The sequence below is a fragment of the Acidiluteibacter sp. genome (assembly GCF_055129545.1).
In genome coordinates, this window is record NZ_JBSRUB010000011.1 from 38,579 (window position 1) to 59,504 (window position 20,926).

14 protein-coding genes are annotated in these 20,926 nt (G+C 36.2%); 12 read left to right on the forward strand and 2 right to left on the reverse strand.

Going from position 1 to position 20,926, the window contains the following annotated elements; translation table 11 throughout:
• Nucleotides 1–37: 37 nt before the first annotated feature.
• The 3 genes from ACTB0X_RS05065 (at nucleotide 38) to ACTB0X_RS05075 (ending at nucleotide 3,239) form a co-directional block, all read left to right on the forward strand.
• Nucleotides 38–1,759: a M61 family metallopeptidase gene (locus ACTB0X_RS05065; protein WP_463023906.1), complete on the forward strand. Its 1,722-nt coding sequence runs from the start codon at nucleotides 38–40 to the stop codon at nucleotides 1,757–1,759.
• Nucleotides 1,760–2,090: 331 nt separating this feature from the next.
• The gene (gene def, locus ACTB0X_RS05070) at nucleotides 2,091–2,648 is read left to right on the forward strand and encodes a peptide deformylase (RefSeq protein ID WP_463023907.1); all 558 of its coding nucleotides are present in this window, start codon (nucleotides 2,091–2,093) and stop codon (nucleotides 2,646–2,648) included.
• A 6-nt stretch (nucleotides 2,649–2,654) separates the two neighbouring features.
• The gene (locus tag ACTB0X_RS05075) at nucleotides 2,655–3,239 is read left to right on the forward strand and encodes a tetratricopeptide repeat protein (protein ID WP_463023908.1); all 585 of its coding nucleotides are present in this window, start codon (nucleotides 2,655–2,657) and stop codon (nucleotides 3,237–3,239) included.
• Here the strand turns inward: ACTB0X_RS05075 and cdaA are convergent.
• Nucleotides 3,236–4,042, reverse strand: a complete 807-nt coding sequence (cdaA, locus tag ACTB0X_RS05080) for a diadenylate cyclase CdaA (RefSeq protein ID WP_463023909.1) — start codon at nucleotides 4,040–4,042, stop codon at nucleotides 3,236–3,238. The genes ACTB0X_RS05075 and cdaA overlap by 4 nt on opposite strands.
• Nucleotides 4,043–4,051: 9 nt before the next feature.
• Nucleotides 4,052–4,927: a dihydropteroate synthase gene (gene folP, locus ACTB0X_RS05085; RefSeq protein WP_463023910.1), complete on the reverse strand. Its 876-nt coding sequence runs from the start codon at nucleotides 4,925–4,927 to the stop codon at nucleotides 4,052–4,054.
• 13 nt (nucleotides 4,928–4,940) lie between these two features.
• Between folP and ACTB0X_RS05090 the strand changes: the two genes are divergently transcribed.
• The 9 genes from ACTB0X_RS05090 (at nucleotide 4,941) to ACTB0X_RS05130 (ending at nucleotide 20,926) form a co-directional block, all read left to right on the forward strand.
• Nucleotides 4,941–5,477 (forward strand): DUF1599 domain-containing protein, encoded by a 537-nt coding sequence (locus ACTB0X_RS05090; RefSeq protein ID WP_463023911.1) that lies wholly within the window; start codon nucleotides 4,941–4,943, stop codon nucleotides 5,475–5,477.
• A 25-nt stretch (nucleotides 5,478–5,502) separates the two neighbouring features.
• Nucleotides 5,503–6,774 (forward strand): MauE/DoxX family redox-associated membrane protein, encoded by a 1,272-nt coding sequence (locus ACTB0X_RS05095; RefSeq protein ID WP_463023912.1) that lies wholly within the window; start codon nucleotides 5,503–5,505, stop codon nucleotides 6,772–6,774.
• Nucleotides 6,775–6,776: 2 nt separating this feature from the next.
• Nucleotides 6,777–7,853: an ABC transporter permease gene (locus ACTB0X_RS05100; protein WP_463023913.1), complete on the forward strand. Its 1,077-nt coding sequence runs from the start codon at nucleotides 6,777–6,779 to the stop codon at nucleotides 7,851–7,853.
• A gap of 9 nt (nucleotides 7,854–7,862) precedes the next feature.
• Nucleotides 7,863–8,615 (forward strand): triose-phosphate isomerase, encoded by a 753-nt coding sequence (tpiA, locus tag ACTB0X_RS05105; RefSeq protein ID WP_463023914.1) that lies wholly within the window; start codon nucleotides 7,863–7,865, stop codon nucleotides 8,613–8,615.
• Complete coding sequence (prmA, locus tag ACTB0X_RS05110) at nucleotides 8,616–9,446, forward strand: 50S ribosomal protein L11 methyltransferase (RefSeq protein WP_463023915.1); 831 nt, start codon at nucleotides 8,616–8,618, stop codon at nucleotides 9,444–9,446.
• A 4-nt stretch (nucleotides 9,447–9,450) separates the two neighbouring features.
• The gene (locus tag ACTB0X_RS05115; RefSeq protein ID WP_463023916.1) at nucleotides 9,451–13,896 is read left to right on the forward strand and encodes a hypothetical protein; all 4,446 of its coding nucleotides are present in this window, start codon (nucleotides 9,451–9,453) and stop codon (nucleotides 13,894–13,896) included.
• Nucleotides 13,897–14,094: 198 nt separating this feature from the next.
• Nucleotides 14,095–19,827 carry a tetratricopeptide repeat protein gene (locus tag ACTB0X_RS05120; RefSeq protein ID WP_463023917.1) on the forward strand — a complete coding sequence of 1,911 codons (5,733 nt, stop codon included), beginning with the start codon at nucleotides 14,095–14,097 and terminating at the stop codon, nucleotides 19,825–19,827.
• Nucleotides 19,828–19,856: 29 nt separating this feature from the next.
• Nucleotides 19,857–20,135, forward strand: coding sequence for an ATP-dependent Clp protease adaptor ClpS (locus tag ACTB0X_RS05125; protein WP_463023918.1), 279 nt, complete (start codon nucleotides 19,857–19,859; stop codon nucleotides 20,133–20,135).
• A gap of 2 nt (nucleotides 20,136–20,137) precedes the next feature.
• Nucleotides 20,138–20,926, forward strand: coding sequence for a M48 family metallopeptidase (locus tag ACTB0X_RS05130; RefSeq protein WP_463023919.1), 789 nt, complete (start codon nucleotides 20,138–20,140; stop codon nucleotides 20,924–20,926).

Sequence of the window (20,926 nt, forward strand, 5' to 3'; positions counted from 1 at the left end):
TGATAATCTCTAATTTCGAGAAAAATCAATACAGACTATGCTATACACTGTTTCTTATCAGCAACCAAACACCCATTATATTGATATCGAATTAGAAGTGAATGGAGTGGAGGAGTCCACTATTCAGCTTCAATTGCCAGCTTGGAGGCCGGGACGATACGAGTTGGGGAACTTTGCCAAGAATATTCAACGTTGGAAAGCTTATGATGCAGATGGGAATGAATTGCCCTCTAAAAAGCTATCCAAAGACTTGTGGGAAGTTACGACCAATGGAGCGGAAACAGTTATAGTGAAGTACAATTATTTCGCCAATGAACTTAATGCGGGTTCTACTTTTTTGGATGCATCACAATTGTACATCAATGGCGTCAATTGTTTTATTTATGTGCCCAATCGAATGGATGAGGTGTGTGAATTGCAATTGGAATTGCCAGAGAGCTACGAAGTGGCTTGTGGCTTGAAAGAAATTGGAAAATTTAATTTTGAGTCAACTGATTTTCATGAGTTAGTAGATTGTCCCCTGATTGCATCAGATAGTTTGAAAAAAGAGACGTATCAAGTCGGAGAAACTACTTTTTATTTGTGGTTTCAGGGTGAATGTCAACCTGACTTTGAACGATTGAAGAAGGATTTTATTCCGTTTACAGAAAAACAAATGGAGCTGTTTGGCGGATTTCCAACAGAAGAATACCATTTTATATTTCAAATTTTACCACACCGCGCTTATCATGGCGTAGAGCACAGCAATTCTACGGTTTGTTTGTTGGGTCCATCTTACGATGTGATGAAAAAAGTTGGAATGTACGATGAGCTGTTGGGTGTGAGTTCGCATGAGTTATTCCATACGTGGAATGTAAAGCGCATTCGACCGGTAGAAATGTGGCCATATGATTATGCTAAAGAGAATTACAGTAGATTGGGTTATTTATCCGAAGGTGTCACCACTTTGTATGGCGATGTGATGTTGTTGCGTTCAGGCGTGTTTTCTGAAGCCGATTATTTTAAAACTTTGAATCAGTTGTTGGATCGTCATTTTAACAATCCTGCAATTTCGAACTTGTCTGTTGCCGACTCTTCTTACGATACTTGGTTGGACGGATATGTAGCTGGAGTCCCTAATCGGAAAACCTCCATATATACCGAAGGGGCATTGTGCACTTTGATGTTGGATGCCAAAATTAGAGAAGCGACCAATCACCAAAAGAGTTTTGACGATGTGATGCGAATGTTCCATGAGGAATTTTACCAAAATGGTAAAGGCATTAGTGAAGTTGATTACTTGGCAACTGTCAATCAAGTATCCGGAAAGGATCTATCGACTTTCGTCAATCAATACATCAATGGTACGGAAGATTATGCACCAGAGTTGAAACAATCACTGGCCTTTTTAGGAATAGAATACAACTCATTACCAGCTGATGCTTTTTGCGAAGCTTATTTAGGATTTAAAGCGATGGATAATAACGGAGCTTTTCAAGTGGTGTCGGTTTATCCGAATTCCATTGCCGAGTTAGCAGGACTAGGAGTAAACGATGAGTTGGTCACCGTTAATGGCTATAAAGCAGGAGCAGACTTCAATCAATGGTGTGAGTATTTTAAAAATGAAACGATTGTTTTGGGCGTGAAGCAGAATTATGGTGCGATTACAGAAATGTATTTAAAGCCAACTGAAACGATATACTATAAAAAGCACATTGCAAGTCGAATAGAGAGTGGGAGTAAAGAGCAGGTAGCAAGTTTTGAGAAGTGGAGAAATTAGTTAATGTAGCAATTAATTAATTTAACAATATATCAATAAATGAATCAGTCAATCAGTTAATATATCAATCAGTTAATAGTTCAATAAATCAAAAGATTAATCAGTTATTTTTTTAATCTGCTTTGTGTTCTTTGTGAATAAACCTTTGTGAGCTTTGCGGTTATAAGACTGAAGTAAGAAGTTAGATGTTAGAAGCTAGAGTTGGACTTTTAATCTACTTTGTGTCCTTTGTGCCTTTGTGGTTATAAAATAGAAACATGAAGTTTGTAAACCAACTATCAAAAAAATAAAGAAATTTGTACGATATAATAAACACGATTACTTTTGTACTATGATTTTACCAATAGTAGCCTACGGCGATCCAGTTTTAAAAAAGGAAGCGGAAGACATCGAAAAGGATAGTCCAGAATTGCAGAAATTGATTGACAACATGATTGAGACCATGCACCATTCAGAAGGAGTGGGATTAGCAGCTCCTCAGATTGGAAAATCTATTCGTTTATTTGTGGTAGATGCTTCTCCTTTTGAGGAAGATGAGCCGACATTGGCAGACTTCAAAAAGGTGTTTATTAATCCAATCATCTTAGAAGAAGAAGGGAAAGAGTGGGATTTTAATGAAGGATGTTTGAGTATTCCTGGCATTCGAGAAGATGTTTCACGTAAGCCCAAGATTACCATTGAATATTACGATAGAGATTGGAAATTGATTGAAGAGAAATATGACGGAATTGCTGCTCGAATCATTCAGCATGAATACGATCATGTAGAAGGTATTTTATTTACCGATCATTTAACAGGATTAAAGCGCACATTATTAAAAACGAAGCTCAATAATATCAGTAAAGGCAACGTTGAGGTAAAGTATAGAATGAAATTCCCTAAAAAATAAACAACCATGAAAAAAAATATTTTAATTGCTTGCTTAGCTGCAGGATTGTTTGCTTGTAATCAACCAGAAACAACTACTGAGAATACTTCTGAAACGGAAGAAGTAACAGTAAATCCTTTTGAGGGCCTGAATCAAGAAGAATTGAAAGCCAAGGTGCTAGAAATTGAAGGAAAAGTGTTTCAAGGTGAAGGTAATATGGATGTTACTAGCGCAAATATGCTGATTGAAGGCTATGTTAAATATGCTGATCAATATCCAACCGATAAAGAAAGTGCTGACTTTGTGTTTAAAGCTGCGGAAATTAGTTTAGGATTAAATCAAGGACCTACTGCATTGGCTCTATATTCTAAAGTGTATAAAGATTTCCCAGATTTCGAAAAACGTCCATATTCTTTGTTTTTACAAGCTTTTGTTTATGAGAACAATTTAGGTAAGTTAGAGGAAGCGAAAGTAATTTACGAGCAGTTTATTAAAGATTACCCTGATCATCCTATGGCTGATGATGCGCAGTACTCTTTAGATAATTTAGGCAAAAGTCCTGATGAATTGATTAAAGAATTTGAGGCCAAACAACAAAAACAAGGTGTTTAATTTTTAAACTCCCGTTCCAATAAATTTCGAAGCTCTTCAATTTCTAATTTGTGCTTCAGGTTTCCATTTTTACAAAACGAGATCTCACCGGTCTCTTCAGATACAATAATCGCCACAGCAGTCGAGTTCTCCGTAATTCCGACTGCTGCTCGGTGTCTTAGTCCGTATGAAGCATGAATTTTTGGATTGTCTGAAACAGGTAAAATACATCGAGCTGCTTTAACTCTATTGGAGTTGATGATCACACCACCATCGTGCATGGGGTTGTTTTTGAAAAAGATAGTTTCTAAAAGATTAGAAGTAACAATTCCATCAATTTGATCACCTGTAGACGCATGGTATTTCAACTCAGAATCTTTAGAAATAACGATTAAAGCTCCTGTCTTTGATTTCGACATATTGAAGCAGGCTTTAAGTATGGCTTTGTGGTTTAGCTCTTCTGCTTTTTGATCATTCCATTTCCAAGTCCCAAACTTTTTTCGAATTCTCGGCTGAGCTAAAATACTTCGATTTCCGACGATCAATAAAAAACGTCTAATTTCTTGTTGGAAAACGATAATCAATGCAATGACTCCAACTCCAATAAATTGTCCTAAGATTTCGTCCAATAACTCCATCTTTAGGGCCTCAACTAATTTCCAAATCAGGTAAAGCGATAGAATTCCCAATAATATTCTAATGGCAACGGTTCCTTTTAGCAGATTGTACAGTTGGTACATCAAAATGGCCACCAGAAGAATATCCAGAAAATCAAGCCACCGAATACTAATGAACGCTAAAGACAATTGTGGGATGTTTTCCATGCTACGAAATTACTGCTTTTGATAGAAGTCCACAATTTTAATCGTTTCCATTGCTTCTTTGACGTCGTGCACTCTCAAAATCTTGGCACCATTGAGCAAAGCAATTGTATGTGAGGCAGTGGTTCCATTCAATGCATCATTAGCGTTGGTCTCTAATAACTTCCAGATCATTCCTTTTCTAGATATTCCTGCCAATATTGGAGCGTTTAACTGTTCAAATTCATTCAAGTGTTTTAATAGATTGTAGTTGTGTTTCAACGTTTTTCCAAATCCAAAGCCAGGGTCTAACACAACATCGACTACTCCTAATTGTCGAAGCCGATTCAATTGCTTGGAAAAGAATTGATAGATGTCTTTTACTACCTCTTTGTAAACAGGGTTTTGCTGCATTAATTCTGGTCTATCCAAAGTATGCATGAGAATATAAGGAACTTTCAGTTGGGCTATGGTTTCAAACATACGGTCATCAAATGTGCCTCCAGAGATATCATTGATGAGGTGCGCGCCATTGTCAATAGCTATTTTTGCAATTTCTGATCGATAAGTGTCAACTGAAAATAAGGCATCTGGGAAAGTCTTTTTAAGTTGCTGAAGAGCGGGGAGTAGACGACCTTTCTCTTCCTCGAGTGAAATTTCTTTAGATCCTGGTCGGGTGCTCATGGCACCTAAATCAATAAAAGTGGCACCTTCGGTCAACATTTGTTCTACTTTTTCCAATAATGCGATGGACTTTGTATGACGACTTTCAGCAAAAAATGAATCTGGAGTTAAATTAACAATTCCCATCACTTTTGCTGTGGATAAATCCACCAAATTCCCTCCACAATTCAGTGAGAAATTCCTTGAAAAAACAGTATCTTTCGGGACTTTTAGGGGACTTGTCATAATCAAAAATAGAATGAATAATACAGATGAACAATATGATTCAATAATAACCAAATGCTATGACATTTTTGGTCAAAAAAGCAAAGATTATGGCACAGCTTGGCGTATTTTGAGAACGAGTTCGTTAACTGATCAATTATACATAAAGGCGAAACGAATTCGCACCATTGAAGACAATGGAATGAGTAAAGTAGATGAAGGGGTTGTTCCTGAGTTTATTGCCATTGTTAATTATTCCATCATGGCGTTAATTCAATTGGAAATGGGTGTTTCTGAAGAGCAACACATGGATCAGCAAAAGCTAGAAAAGTTATTTCATCACCATGCCACAGTTGCAAAGGAGTTGATGATGAATAAAAATCACGATTACGATGAAGCCTGGAGGACGATGAGAGTGAGTTCTTTGACAGATTTAATCCTCCAAAAGATATTGCGTGTTAAGCAGATAGAATCCAATAAAGGAAAAACCTTAATTTCGGAAGGAATTGATGCCAATTACTTGGATATGCTCAATTATGCCGTTTTTGCCCTAATAAAATTAGAAGAATAATTTATAACCCTATAAATACTTTATTATGAAATTTATACTTCACTTTTCTCGATTATTTGTTGGAAACCTTTTTATTTTTTCTGGTGTTGTGAAAGCAAATGACCCACTTGGTTTTTCATACAAATTACAAGAGTATTTTACTGAGTTTGGCACCGATTGGGATTGGTTGATGGAGATTGCAATGCCATTTGCAGCAGCAATTTGTATTCTAGAAATTATATTAGGAGTAGCCGTTTTAGTGGGTTACAAAATGAAAGAAGTAAGTTGGATTTTATTGGGACTAATTCTATTCTTTACGGGGTTAACATTCGCTTCAGCGGTGTTCGAAATTGTGCGTTCTTGTGGTTGTTTTGGAGATGCTATTCCATTGACACCTTGGCAATCATTTTATAAAGATTTGATATTGTTAGGATTAATTATAATTCTATTTATAAAGAGAAATACAATCAAGCCTTTTGATGAGGCAAAACCCGCCTTGATCTACTTCTTTATCTCTTTAATTGTGATGGGCGCATTGTCTTATCAGTTGAGCTGGAATTTCCCATTGGTTTTGACTGTTGGGGTGCTTGGTGCAAACTTAGCGATGTTCTTAATCAATAAACATAAACATGCGTTAGTGGCAGTGATCGTTTCGTTAATAGTAAGCACCGCCTTTTCCATTAATTGTGTGTGGCATTTGCCTCAGCGCGATTTTAGACCTTATGCAGTTGGTAAAAACTTACCCGAGCAAATGACGTTGCCTGAAAATGCAATTCAACCGGTTTATGAGAATATACTGACCTACAAGAATAAAAGTACCGGTGAAGTAAAAGACTTTACACAAGAAAACTATCCTTGGGATGATGATAATTGGGAGTGGGTAAACACTGAAAGTAAGTTGATCAAGGAAGGCGATGTTGCCAAGATTACTGACTTTTCTGTGGTAGATCATGATGGAAACGACATTACTGATGTTGTCAATAATGAAGAGTTGGTATTCGTTTTGGTGATGTATGATTTGAATAAAACAGCTACCAATAAAATGGAATTAATCAATGATTTTGCTAAGAAAGCAGAAGCTGAAGGAATTGAATTCATAGGTTTGAGTGCTGCTTCTTATGAAATTTCAGAAGATTTTAGACATAAAAACCAAACACCATTTCCGATTTACACCACTGATGGAATTGTATTAAAAACCATTGTTCGTTCTAATCCTGGATTGGTAATGATGCGAAGAGGAACCGTTGTTGGGAAGTGGCATAATAATGATATCCCAACATTTGAAGATGTTTCTGAAGAGTATAATGTAACGAAATAAGTGTGTTAAACTTTATTGTTAAACGTGTATTGTATGGATTATTGGTGCTTTTTGGAGTAGTAACAGTCGTATTTATACTCTTTAATGTTTTGCCAGGAGATCCTGCTCGGATGATGCTTGGTCAGCGAGCAGATAAAGCCTCTATCGATGCAATCAATAAAGACTTGGGATTAAATCAATCATTACCGACACAGTATTTTTTATACTTGAATGATTTGTCTCCGATTTCGGTTCATAAACCTGATATTGAAGAAAGCATCATTTATTTAGATCACACAAAATACAGTGGCATTCAACTCGTTCAAATTGGAGAGATTGCTATTCTTGCAAAAGCGCCTTACCTTAGAAGGTCTTATCAAACGCAGAAAAAAGTAAACCAGATTATAGCTGAAACATTGTTGGAAACTACTGTGCTTGCTATTGCGGCCATTATTTTGGCTACCGTAATTGGTGTGTTTTTAGGAATTCTATCTGCTTTATATAAAGATGGAGTATTGGATCGGCTGAGTCTGATTTTTGCTACTTCAGGAATGGCGTTGCCTTCCTTTTTTGTGGGAATAGTAATCGCTTGGGTATTTGGATATATTTTATCAGACTACACTGGTTTAGACATGACTGGTAGTTTGTTTGAAGTAGACGATATGGGGAATGGAGAGTATTTGGCATTGCGGAACTTGATTCTGCCTGCCATCACTTTAGGAGTTCGCCCATTGGCAGTAATTGTTCAATTGAGTAGAAATTCGATGTTAGAAGTCTTGGGTCAAGATTACATCCGAACGGCAAGGGCAAAAGGATTAAGCAATAAAGTAGTGGTTTTAAAACACGCCTTGAAAAATGCATTAAATCCAGTATTAACCGCAGTTTCAGGAATGTTTGCTAGTTTGATGGCGGGTGCAGTTTTCGTTGAAATTGTATTTGCATGGAAAGGAATTGGTTGGGAAGTCGTGAATGCATTAGAAAAATACGATTTACCAGTGGTAATGGGTGCAGTGCTCGTTATTGCAGTTATTTTTGTGGTAATTAATATAATTGTTGATATACTCTATGGAGTTTTGGATCCGAGAGTTAGAGTGAGTTAAAGTTAAATTATGAGAAAGAAAATTGTAGCAGGAAACTGGAAAATGAACCTGACAGTGAAGGAAGCAGAGTCATTAGTGAAGGAATTAAATCAAGCCATTTCGAGCGGAGTGAAGGCAGATCAACTGATTGTTTTTCCTTCTTTTACAAATATAGTTTCAGTGGTAAATTCCATTGATTATGGCATTAATGTAGGTGCTCAAAACTGCCATGAAGCAAAATCCGGAGCTTATACAGGAGAGGTATCTGTTGATATGATTCAATCGACAGGAGCCACAGCCATTTTGATAGGTCACTCAGAACGTAGAGCCTATTTTGGTGAAACCAATGAGTTGTTAGCCAAAAAAGTAGACGCTGTATTGGCGGTAGATATGCAGGCTGTTTATTGTTGTGGAGAAACATTGCCTGAAAGAGAAGCAAATAATCACTTTAAAGTGATAGAATCACAGATTAGTGAAGGCTTGTTTCATTTGGATGACTCAACGATTTCCGATGTAGTGATTGCCTATGAGCCTGTTTGGGCCATTGGAACAGGAGTAACTGCTTCTTCTGAACAAGCGCAAGAAATACATGCCTTTATCAGAAAATTATTGACGAAGAAATATTCACAAGAAGTGGCTGATTCTATTTCAATTTTATATGGAGGTAGTTGCAATCCTAAAAATGCGGAAGAGTTGTTCCGTCAACCCGATGTTGATGGTGGATTGATTGGTGGTGCGTCATTAAAGGCGAAAGATTTTATTCAAATAGCTAATTCTTATTAAATGAATTATATAGAGTTTAAATTTAAAGTAAGTCCGTTAGTTCCTTATCAGGAAATATTAATGTATGAGCTTGGTGAGATGGGCTTTGAAAGTTTTACTGAGGAAGCGGACGGATTGAATGCATATATTTCAGAGAATGAATTTTCTGAAGAGCGTTTCAATGAACTCTATTTATTCGCTGATGAATCTCTTCAAATAAGTTTTGAAAAATTATTGATTCCACAACAAAATTGGAATGCGGAATGGGAGAAGAGTTTTCCTAAGGTAAGCGTTGATGATTACTGTGAAATCATTGCACCATTTCATGAAAAATCAACAGATTGTGAGTTTAGTATATTGATTGAACCAAAGATGAGTTTTGGTACTGGCCATCACGACACCACTTTCATGATGATCCAGCTGATGCGTCAATTGGAATTGAAAGACAAGAAGGTAATGGATATGGGGTGCGGTACCGGGGTTTTAGCAATTTTAGCAAAACTGGAGGGAGCTTCAACTGTCACTGCTGTGGATATTGACGATTGGGCGTATGAAAATACCCTTGAAAATATAGAGCGAAACAATACTTCTGAGATTGAAGTGTTACAAGGAGGAGCTGAGCAAGCAAAGGGAAAAGAATATGAAGTGTTTATCGCTAATATTAATCGAAATATATTGCTTAGAGATTTGCCTGTTTATTCAGAATCAATGAGTAGTGAAGCAGATTTATTATTGAGTGGTTTTTTTGTTACTGATTTTGAACATTTGGATCAAAAATTGAAAGAACTCGGATTTTCTCAACGCAATAAAATAGAACGAAACAATTGGTGCGCATTGCATTATAAAAAATAAGAACATGAAGAAACTGCTTATTGCCATCGTATTCCTTGCTTTCAATTTTGGACTAAAAGCGCAAACTCCATTGAGTTTTCCTGCTGACTCCATTCAGTTTTTCAATCAAATGGAGGCTTTTATGTCCGATGCAAGAAAAGAAGGGAAAGATTTTATGAAGCAGTTTAAGGAAGTGTGGTATGGTGGGTACTTTTCCGAAGAACAGCGTCGTGGTGTTTATTTGGTGACCAACAAAATGCTTCAAAAGAAAATGCGTGCTTTTCCTGATTTTCGTAGTTACCTCTATACCGTAGGAAGTTTTGTAACTTCTACCTATCAAACCGAAAACAGTTTTGATGAATGGCAGGCCACTTTAATTCGACTTTTAGATGATAGAAATAAACGGAATTTCTCCAGCTACTTGACTTTTTCTGATGGATTGTTCTCTGAAAATGCATTGTATTCTTCCAGTTCCACTAAATGGGCCGCCAATAACAGTAACTATATTTTTGGATTCGACAGTTTGCCAACGATTACCTTTGAGGCACTTGATTTGTTGTGTTTCGCCCGAGACGACAGTATGAAAATTTCAGGTACAAAAGGAACTTACTATCCTACAGAAGAGAAGTGGGTGGGAAAAGGAGGAACTGTAACTTGGGAAAAAGCAGGTATGATGGGCGATGAAGTTTACGCTAAATTATACAACTATGTAGTCAATACAAAAACCTATACCTACACCGCTGATTCAGTTGAATTTTACAATTCTTTCTATTTTGATAAACCGCTTTTAGGTCAATTAGAAGATAAAATTCAAGCAAATAATACCCCTGAAAAATCGGCATATCCAAAGTTTGATTCTTATGATAAACGATTGATTATTGAGAATATATCCCCGGCTGTTGATTACGATGGTGGTTTTAGTATGGTGGGTTCTAAATTTATTGGTAGTGGTAACGAGTTGAACGATGCTTACTTGGTTTTTCATAGAAATGATACAGTATTTCTTAGGGCATCTTCTAAGGCATTTGTAATTAACACTGAGCGAATTATCTCAGACAATGCTGCAGTTAGTTTTTACTTGGGAAGTGACTCCATTCATCATCCTGGTTTGAACTTCAAGTTTTTCCCAAAAAAGAAACAAGTTACTTTATATAGAGACAATCAGGGAATGGCAATTTCTCCTTATTTTGATTCCTACCATAAAATCGACATGGATTTTGAGGTACTCAATTGGAATCAAGAAGACCCACTTTTAGAAATGACTAGTTTGATGGGAAGTACTCGTACTGAAGCTACTTTTACTTCAGAAAACTATTTTAAACTCGACGAGTACAACCTTTTAAAGGGTAGAGGAGATATAAATCCTTTGCTTCAAATTCAACGATTATCGGAGCAAGTAGGTTCTAAAGATTTATTGTTTAAGGAACTGTGCTATTTTATGAAAATTAGTGATGCCGCCGGAGAAAACTTATTGATGTATTTGGCTACAAGAGGTTTTATAAAGTACAACTACAAAAAAGGGGAATTTACAGTTAAGAAAAGATTGACCCAATATGTGCAGTCTAGTTTTTCTAAAATTGATTACGATGTAATTTCAATTCGTTCGGATAAGAAGGGTAAGAATAATGCTAGTTTGAACTTGTTAAACTATGATTTAACGATCAATGGAGTAGAAGGGATTTTGTTAAGTGATTCCCAAAAGGTATTTATATTGCCATCAGATCAGCGAGTGGTGATGAAGAAAAACCGCTACTTTACCTTTGGAGGTCAGGTTGAGGCTGTGGATATTTTTAGTTTTTATGGGAAAGATTTTTCTTTTGATTATGAGCAATTTAAGATTAATTTAACGAATGTGGATTCCTTAGGCTTAAGAGCATTCTCAGGTGATTTGGATCGAAATGGAAAACCAATTCTAAAGAAAGTTCGAACAGTAATAGAAGGAATTAATGGAGAACTCCTCATTGATAATTTTGAGAATAAATCAGGAATAAAGGAATTCCCGGAGTTTCCTGTAATTAAAAGTTTTGGTGACTCCTATGTATACTATGATAAAAAAGAAGTGGAAAATGGCGTCTATAAAAGAGACGACTTTTACTTTCAGGTTCGTCCTTTTCAAATTGATAGTTTAGATAACTTCTCCAATGATCAGCTGCGATTTGAAGGTAGTTTTACCTCCAATATTTTCCCTGAATTTGATGAAGCATTAACAGTGCAGTCTGATATGTCATTGGGATTTATCAGACAAGCGCCTCCTGGTGGTTACCCGACTTATGGTGGAAAAGGGCAGTTCCACAGTACAATTAAGTTGTCTCACAAAGGATTAAGAGGTGATGGTAAGTTAGAGTATTTGACTTCAACAACCTTATCAGATGATTTTAAATTCTATCCTAAATCAGTGGAAGCTTTGGCACAATCTCATGTTTTGGCAGAGGTAAAAACTGGTACAGAGTTTCCTCCGGTTCAGGCAGACAGTGTTAAAATTAGTTGGAAACCACAAGAAGATGTGTTTTATACCACTGCTATGACTGATAATTCGATGGCATTTTATGACATGCGATCTTATTTTAGAGGAACCACGTCTTTACGTCCAACTGGATTGTCAGGAAATGGGACATTCTTATTTGAAAAGGCAAATTTGGCTTCTAAAAATATGATTTTCCAAAATACAGTGTTTGATGCAGATACTGCAGATTTTCAATTAATTGAAGAGAATAATAGTGGTTTTGCTTTGAATACAGCAAATGTAAAAGCCCACGTAGACTATAAGGGGCGATTTGCTGAATTTAAACCGAATGGTGAAGATGATCCAATTTTCTTCCCGACCAACCAGTATTTATGCTTTATGGAAGAATTTAAGTGGTATATGGACAATGGAATGATTGACTTAACAGGTAAGGCATCCAATACAGTTTCCGCTGATGTTAAGCTGGAAGGCTCCAAATTTATTTCTACGAAGGCGGAGCAAGACAGTTTGTTCTTTTATTCTCCCATTGCGCGATTTGATTCTAGAAGACATATTATTAGTGCGTTTGATGTAAAGTATATAACTACAGGAGATGCTAAAGTTTATCCTGATAGCGGAGCAGTGGTGATTAGAAAGAGTGCCAATATGGAAGAGTTGAAGAATGCTGGAGTTGTCGCAAACGCAGTAACTGAATACCACAACATTTACAATGCAAACATCAAAATTGAGGGAAAGAAAAAGTATTTTGGTGCAGGTTATATTGATTATGTAGATGAAGCATCAAGCACTCAATCCATTTATTTACAGACAATAAATGTGGATACTACCGGCCAAACCACTGCACACGGTGTAATTGAAGATGATTCATTGTTTACTTTAAGTCCCCAACATGCCTTTAAAGGAGAAGTGGATTTATTGGCCAATAATCAATATTTGATTTTTGATGGTGGAGTAAAAATTAATCACAATTGTGAGCGAATTGGTATTAACTGGTTGCGTTTTAGAGCCGAAATTAATCCAAATGAAATATTTATTCCAATTGATACTGGAATTGTGGATGTCAACAAAACAATCTTATCGGCTAGTATAAACTTAAACACCGACAGCAATTTTATTTATTCAGCTTTTGTGTCCCAAAAAGTTTTTCATAGCGATAGAGAGTTGTTGCCTGCTTATGGTTTTATGTATTTTGATAAAGATAATAGTGAGTATAAAATAGGATCAAAAGAAAAGATCAAAACATTGGATTTGCCAGGAAACTATTTGAGCTTGAACCTAAAAGATTGCAAAGTGTATGGTGAAGGTAAAGTGAATTTAGCTTCTGATTTAGGTCAAGTAAAATTAATGACCACTGGAAGTATGATCCACAATCAGCCTACAGCTAATGCAGAGAATGAAGTGATTGGAGATTTTATGATGGGAGTAGATTTCTTTTTTGATGATAACGCTATGAAAAAAATAGCCGATCAGATCAATGAAAATTTAAAACTGACTCCTGTTGATTTGTCCAGATCAGTATTTGAGAAGGGATTGCGTGAAGTGATTCCTTTGGATGAAGCAGACAAGTTGATTTCTCAATTGAACTTGAACGGTAAGTTTAAGAGAATCCCAAATGAATTAAATCAACGAATTATTTTCAATGACATTAAGTTTAAATGGGATGAAGAAAAAAATACATTTACCTCATTCGGTCAGTTAGGTATCTCAAACATCAATAAAGAGGAAGTGAACAAGTATATTGATGGTGTAGTGATGTTGACCAAGAAACGAAGTGGCGATATTTTGGATATCTATTTAGAAATAGATGGAAATAACTGGTATTACTTCAATTATAGACGAGGAATGATGCAGGTGGTTTCGTCTAATGAAGCATTTAATGAACAAATTAAATCGTTGAAGGATGACAAAAGAAAAGCAGACGTAGCAAGAAAGGAAGAACCATTTACGTTTATGTATGGAAACCAAAAGAAAAAGGAAATATTCTTAAGGCAATTTGAAGAGGAGTAATTCATCGAAAGATTTATACTTCTCATCAAATAATTAGGAGCTAATTAGGTATTTTACCCATATTTGTGTTTTCTTTGAAATGGGATTGTTTGTAAGTATGTTAATAGTTTCAGTGAATACAACGTATTTAAAGACAAAGCATTCTATAAATTTGGATAATGCCATTTTAGGATTTTATAAGTGACTAGTAAGAGAAAGATGATTTTTAAAAATATAACCATTGTAGTTTCGATCTTGTTTTTGATGTTTTCAAATGAGTCGATTGCACAAGATTCATTTAAATCAGAGGATGATTTAAAGAAGAAGGCAGCTGAATTATTTGATCAAAAGAAGTTTATAGAGGCTGCACCACTTTATGCTCAGTTATTGAGTTTATATCCAAAAGATCCTGAATACAACTTTAAATATGGCGCTACTTTATTGGACTCAGATCCTGATAAAAGTAAAGCGCTTAAATATTTGGCTTTTGCAACTTCTAAGTCCACAATTGATCCTTTAGCCTATTATTACACTGGAAAGGCATTTCATTACAACTATCAATTTACAAAAGCACTCCAGAATTATAATAAGTTTAAGTCCAAGGCCTCTACGTCAGATAGAAAGTTATATGAAATAGATCAACAAATTGAGATGGTGAAGAGCGGCAATGAATTACTCCGCTCAATTAATCGATTAGATGTCGTTTCCAAAGAGTCTATTTCAAAGGATGACTTCTTCCGGATCTACCAATTGGAAGGATTAAATGGTAAGGTGGTTGTGAAACCTGACGAGTTTAAATCGAAATACGATAAAAAGAACAACGAATCTTCTGTAATGTACTTGCCAGATGATGCGAATGAAGTTTACTTTTCGTCCTATGGTAAGAGTGGTGATAATCAACGAGACATTTATAAAGCTGTAAAATTAGGAAACGGAAAATGGAGTGAGGCTGTAAGTGTAGGAAGCTCAATTAATACGCCTTATGATGAAGCTTTCGCATTTATTTTGCCTGATAAACGAACCATGTATTTTGCTTCTAAAGGACATAATTCTATGGGAGGGTATGACCTGTTTAAAACCACCTTTGATGCAAGTATAGGAGGATGGACTAAGCCAGTTAACCTAGATTTTCCATTTTCTACCGTAAATGACGATGTGATGTATGTTACCAATGATGACCAGTCATTGGCTTACTTTGCATCAGATAGAAACAATGTAGGGAATCAATATTATGTTTACAAGGTATCTACAAGCCCAAAACAGCCTGATTTAATCGTAATAAAAGGAAAGTTTATAGCAGAAAATATTCCCAACTTAAAACGTGCAAAAATTACGATAGTTGATGCAGTAACCAATGAAACTGTTGGTGTTTATGATACCGACGAAAAAGGGAATTATTCTGTTGAAATAGAAAGTAAAGGCGGAATTTATAAATTCAATATTGAAACTACAGAAGATTCTCCAATTCATGCCGGCACTGTTAACATTCCGAAGCAAGAAGAATTTGCTTTGCTTGGTCAAGAGTTGCGATTAGTTGGGGAAGGAAAGGATCAAAAATTAGTGATCAAAAATATTTTTGATGGATCTATTTCTGCGGAAGATTACTCTGGAGGGCCGGTTGTATCTTCTAGTTTGTTGATTCGCCAAGCAGATATTAAGCAAAATGCTGACGAAGCTAAGATTTTAGCTGATACAAGAAGTATAGAAGCAATTGGTGGTGGAGTGATTGAGCCAACTGATGCCACTTCAACAGAAAAAAATGAAGAAGTTAGATCGGATGAAGTGTCCAAGACCATTTCCAACGATGCTGCCGCTGCTAAAGCAAAATCAGTAAGAGACGAAATCTCTGCGATTGAATCTAAACTGAAAATCAAATCTGAAGATGCTTCAAAGAGTGCGAAATATACTTTTAATGAAGGGTACAAAAAAAGTAACGAGGCATTGGAGTTCTTTAAGGAAGGGGAGAAGCAAGAAGAAATTGCCAATAGTGCTTCGGGAAGTGCTAAAGAGACCGCTCTTCAAAAGGCAGCAGAGGCCAATAGCAGAGCAACAAAGCTTGCTTTAGAATCAAAATTAGCATTGGATTATGCGGAAGTTTTTGAAAATAAGGAGGTCGATTATTCCAAACAATTAAAGAAAGCGACTAATTCTAAAAAGACGGCCGATAGTTTAATTGCCAACAATCAATTGGCAGAAGCAGAGAATGTCGTTTCTCAATTAAAGAAGTCGGTAGTTGTTCCGAATAATGAAGAAACGGTAATTGCTGAAGAAAAAGAAAGGGTAACTAGAAATAGAATTACTGCTGAGGATAGCTTCGCTAAAAATGAGAATTCGATCAAATTATTAACTGAGCAAATTAAAGTGATTGAAGATGAGGCGATGCAATTGACAGAGCAATTTGAAAAGACTCGAAATAAGAACGAAAAGGAAAAAATTCAAAGTAGGTTGAGCAGTTTAAGTTTAGATAAAGAAGATCTAAGCTTTGAAATAGATAAGAATAAACAAGAAATTATAAAGAATAAGGCAGCGGCAGATGAAGTGCGTTTTGAAGAAAGCTTTGCGGACCGATTATCAGCTGGAATTAAAAACAGTGAAGGAAAGAATCTAACTGCAGTTTCTACTCAGCAAAAGGAAGCATTGTCAGAAACAGTGGCTTATTTTATGGAGAATAATTTGCTATACGCTCCAACTAATGTAGAAAGATCAACAGTTTCTGTTAACTTCTCTGACCCAGTAGCATTGCAAACAGAATTAAAAGAATTGCCATCTGATCAATCTTTTGAGGAGAGAATAAAACAAGCTCAAGGATTAAATGAATTGGGTGAGAAAAATCTACAATTAGCAGAAATTAATCAGGATTGGGCGAATGTGGTGCAGCAACGAATAGAGTTGAAAGAACAATTGAAGTCTTCTGCAAATGCAGCGGAGAAGTCTAAACTTTCAAACGAAATTTCAGCGCTAGAAACTCAAAAAAGAGAGAAGCAGTCTGCAGCTGATCAGTTTGTTCAGTTGACACAACCTTCATCAGGAGGAACTGTTGAAATTTTAGACGATGTGGAATTAACTGTTCCATCTTATTACAAAGGGTTTGAAATTAACTTAAAAGAGGCTGATAAGATCCCTGATCAAGTAAGTAAAGATGAAGCGAAGATTGCCATTTATTCAGATTGGAATGAAGAAATAGACAAGGAGATTTTAGCTATTAAAAAGCAATCTGCTATTTCTGGAAATGCAAACTTGAATAAAGAGCATTTAGCTGCATTAACAGAAAAACGAAATGAGAATAATTCTTCTATTTTAGAATTAGGTGGCGATGTTACAAATGCGCCTTCGTCTGATTTGGCATCTAACAACTCTTCAACTGATACTCGTAATTCATCAAACACTGACAGTGGAGATGATGAAATTGCCGCAATCGAGAATAGTTCACTAGATGAAAGTGAAGTTGTCAAAAACGAAGTAGTAGCAGAAACAAAAATTCCATCCATCGCGAAAGAAGGAGAAAGTGATAGTCAGAATTCAGTTGTTGCTGTTCAATCGGAGTCAACAACTCCTTCAATTAACTCAAGTGGAATTGCACTTAGCCAACCATCTAGTAATAGCAATTCATCAGTGAACTATGCAGCACCAAAAGGATCGCCTGCAGATAAATTTTCTGATTTGAAATATGCAACAGATGTAAAATATGACTCGCCAACCGCTCAGCAATTGGTTCAATCAGCAGAAGCAGGAAAAGCGGAAGCGAGTGCCTTAATGACTCAATATAATGAAACTCGTGCGGCTGCACTAGCATTGCCAACAGTGAAAGAACGAACAGATGCTTTGGCCTTGGCTGATGCGTTGAGAGAAGAATCAGAGCAAAAACAAATTGAAGTGAATGAAATTTATGGGAAAGTAAATCAAGCTGAATTTCTTCAACAAAATGCCGAATTAAATGACTTTCCAAAGTTTAGTCAATCGTTTCAATCTAGTAATATTGAATTAGCAGATCTTTTGTTAAATGAGTCGTATTACTACTTCAATGAGGCCATAAATATCCGAAAGGCAGTGGGAGACAAGGATCGATTCAATCAAAAAACGGTTGATCTTCAGAAGGCATACAACTACGAAGTAATTGCGTTAAAGAAACAACAAGAAGCAATGATAGCGCTTAATGAAGCCACTGTAGAATATGAAAACCCTTCTGCTGCGAAACCAAAAGATGTTCGAGTAGTAAATAATGCCGAAGTTAAAAATCAAAAAATGGAGGCTAGTGGCCAACAGAATGTTTTAGCTGCAAGAGAGCGTGTAATTGCCGACTCTATTCAAATGGAGGCATTAGAAATTGATTCTAAAATTGCTGAGTTGCAATATCAATTGTCTGAAACTAAAAAGAAGAAAGAAAGGGAGATAATTGAAGCTGAAATTATTCAGTTAACTGATGAGAAAGGAAAGAAAGAAAATCAGGCAGAGTTATACAATAGAAGAGCCAATCAGTTAGATGAGCAACTGGCAAAAATGGAAGAGTCACGTGAAGATCGCCTACAAACCATATTTGAAGAAAAGCAATTGTCTAATCAGTTAAGAGGTTCTACAGCTTTAAATCAACCAGGAGTAGACCTTGGAGAAGTTGAATTTTCAGAAGAAGAGTATAATACCATTAAAGATAATCCTGCTTATGTTACTTATGCCAAAAATATTCAAGAGCGCAATCAATTGATTAAAGAGGCAAATGTAATGTATGAGCAAATGGAAGTGGCAAAAAATAAAGACGATAAGCGCTTAGCCGATTCATTGCAAAAAATGATTCGCGTGAAAACTTATGTAGCGCGTCAAAAAGAAAATGCGGCTAGTGCAGCGATTGTTAATGTAGGTAGAACAGAAGCCATGAAGATGAGAAAAGCTGGAGCTTTGATTTCAGGAATGGCTCAGGCTTCATTTGTGCCTCCTGCTCCTGATTTTACTGCTACAGACAATTTACTTGCAGTCAATACCGGATCAGGAACGACCAGTACAAACAAGAATTCCGATGAATTTGTTGCTGGATCAACCACTGTAGATTTAGGAAAAATAGAAGGTGATAAGCCAGTTCAAAGTAATCGTTCAACTTCGAAAACTAGTCCAAATAAAACTTCGACTACTGTGCCTTCTACAAGAACCGCAAAAGTGAACCTTGAAGTAAGTACTAAAGGAGTATTTAGTAAAGTGAATCCATCAGAATCTGTTTATTCAAGAGATAATCCGATTCCAATTGATGTGGCATTGCCCAATGGAATTATTTATAAAGTTCAAGTAGGCGCATTCAGAAATCCAATTTCTCAAGACTTGTTTAAGGGATTTGCCCCATTGATGGGTGAAAAAGTAGGAAACGGAATTACTAGATATACTGCCGGTTTATTTTTAGAATTTAATTCAGCAGATCAAGCTAAAGCAGACATCAGAGCGCTAGGATATTCAGATGCATTTGTAGTAGCATTTAAAGATGGAAAACGAGTGAACATTGCTGAAGCTAGAAATGATCAAGTAGGCGGTCAGAATAGTGCCACAATTGAAGATGTAAAAGCTATAGTGAATAAAATGACAGGTGTTACCGGTAATGTTGCTTCTGCGGGTGGATCAAGCAATGGTTCATCTTCCACTTCAAGTGATAACGCGTCATTACCAACTGAATTTAAGGCTGCAGATATTGCAACAGCAAAAGATATCAAAACGATATCAGGAGTTTATTTCACAGTTCAAGTTGGGGTGTATTCTAAACCGATTAAAAAAGGAGAAATAGATGTTCCTGAGTTAGCTGTTATGGTAGTTCGAGATGGTTTATACAGATACAGTTCAGGGGTATATAACGACCCTGTAAGTGCTGCAATTGGTAGAGATCGTCTTAGAAGTACAGTACCTGATGCATTCGTTATTGCCTATAATAATGGCAAAAAAATATCTACGGATGAAGCATTGAAATTGATGAATGAGTAAGCTATATTGCTTGCAGAAAAGACAAAACTATGTCAGAGATACAAACGGAGACTTCCATTGAAGAATTGTTGAAAGAGTCATTGGGTGATTCTCATGAAATTGTTCTTTTTAATGACGATGTAAATACCTTTGATCATGTGATTGAATGTCTAGTTAAGTATTGTGCGCATTCCCCAATGCAGGCTGAGCAATGCTCATATATTGTTCATTACAATGGTAAATGCAGTGTAAAAAAAGGTGCATTACAAAAACTAAAACCAATCAATCAGGCATTAATTGATCAAAAATTAAGGGCAAAAATTATTTAAAAATGAGAGCATTCCTATATACTTCTTTGTTTTGTTCACTAATAGCTTGCACAACAGTGCCAATTTCTGGTAGAAAACAAGTGAAGCTATTGCCAGAGAGTCAAATGCTCAGTATGAGTTTAAGTAATTATGACCAAGTAAAGAAGGAAGTAAATTTATTGCCCGATTCTGACCCTAGAGTAATTCAGGTCAAAAAAGTTGGCGCAAAAATTTCAGAAGCAGTAAATACTTATCTCACAAATAACGGGTATAAATCTAGGCTAGAAGAATTTCAATGGGAATTTAACGTCGCAGAAGACAATACAGTGAATGCTTGGTGTATGCCTGGCGGTAAAGTAATGTTTTACACTGGTATTTTACCGATCACGGAGAATGAGATTGGTATTGCAGTGGTAATGGGACACGAAATAGCGCATGCAGTTGCTAGACATGGAAATGAGCGTATGAGTCAAGGTTTGATTGTTCAAGCAGGAGGCTTAGCATTAGATGTTGCTACAAGTCAGAAGGAAGAACTCACTCGCAGTATATTTTTGACTTCATATGGAGTAGCTTCTCAATTGGGTACATTAAAATATTCAAGAATGCATGAATCCGAGGCAGACCAAATGGGTTTGATATTTATGGCAATGGCGGACTATGATCCAATTAATGCAGTCTACTTTTGGGAAAGAATGGCTGCTCAAAGCGGACAAAATCCCACAGAACTATTAAGTACACACCCTTCTGATGAAACTAGAATCCGTGACATCAAACACCACTTGCCTAAGGCATACGAATACTTTAAAAAATAG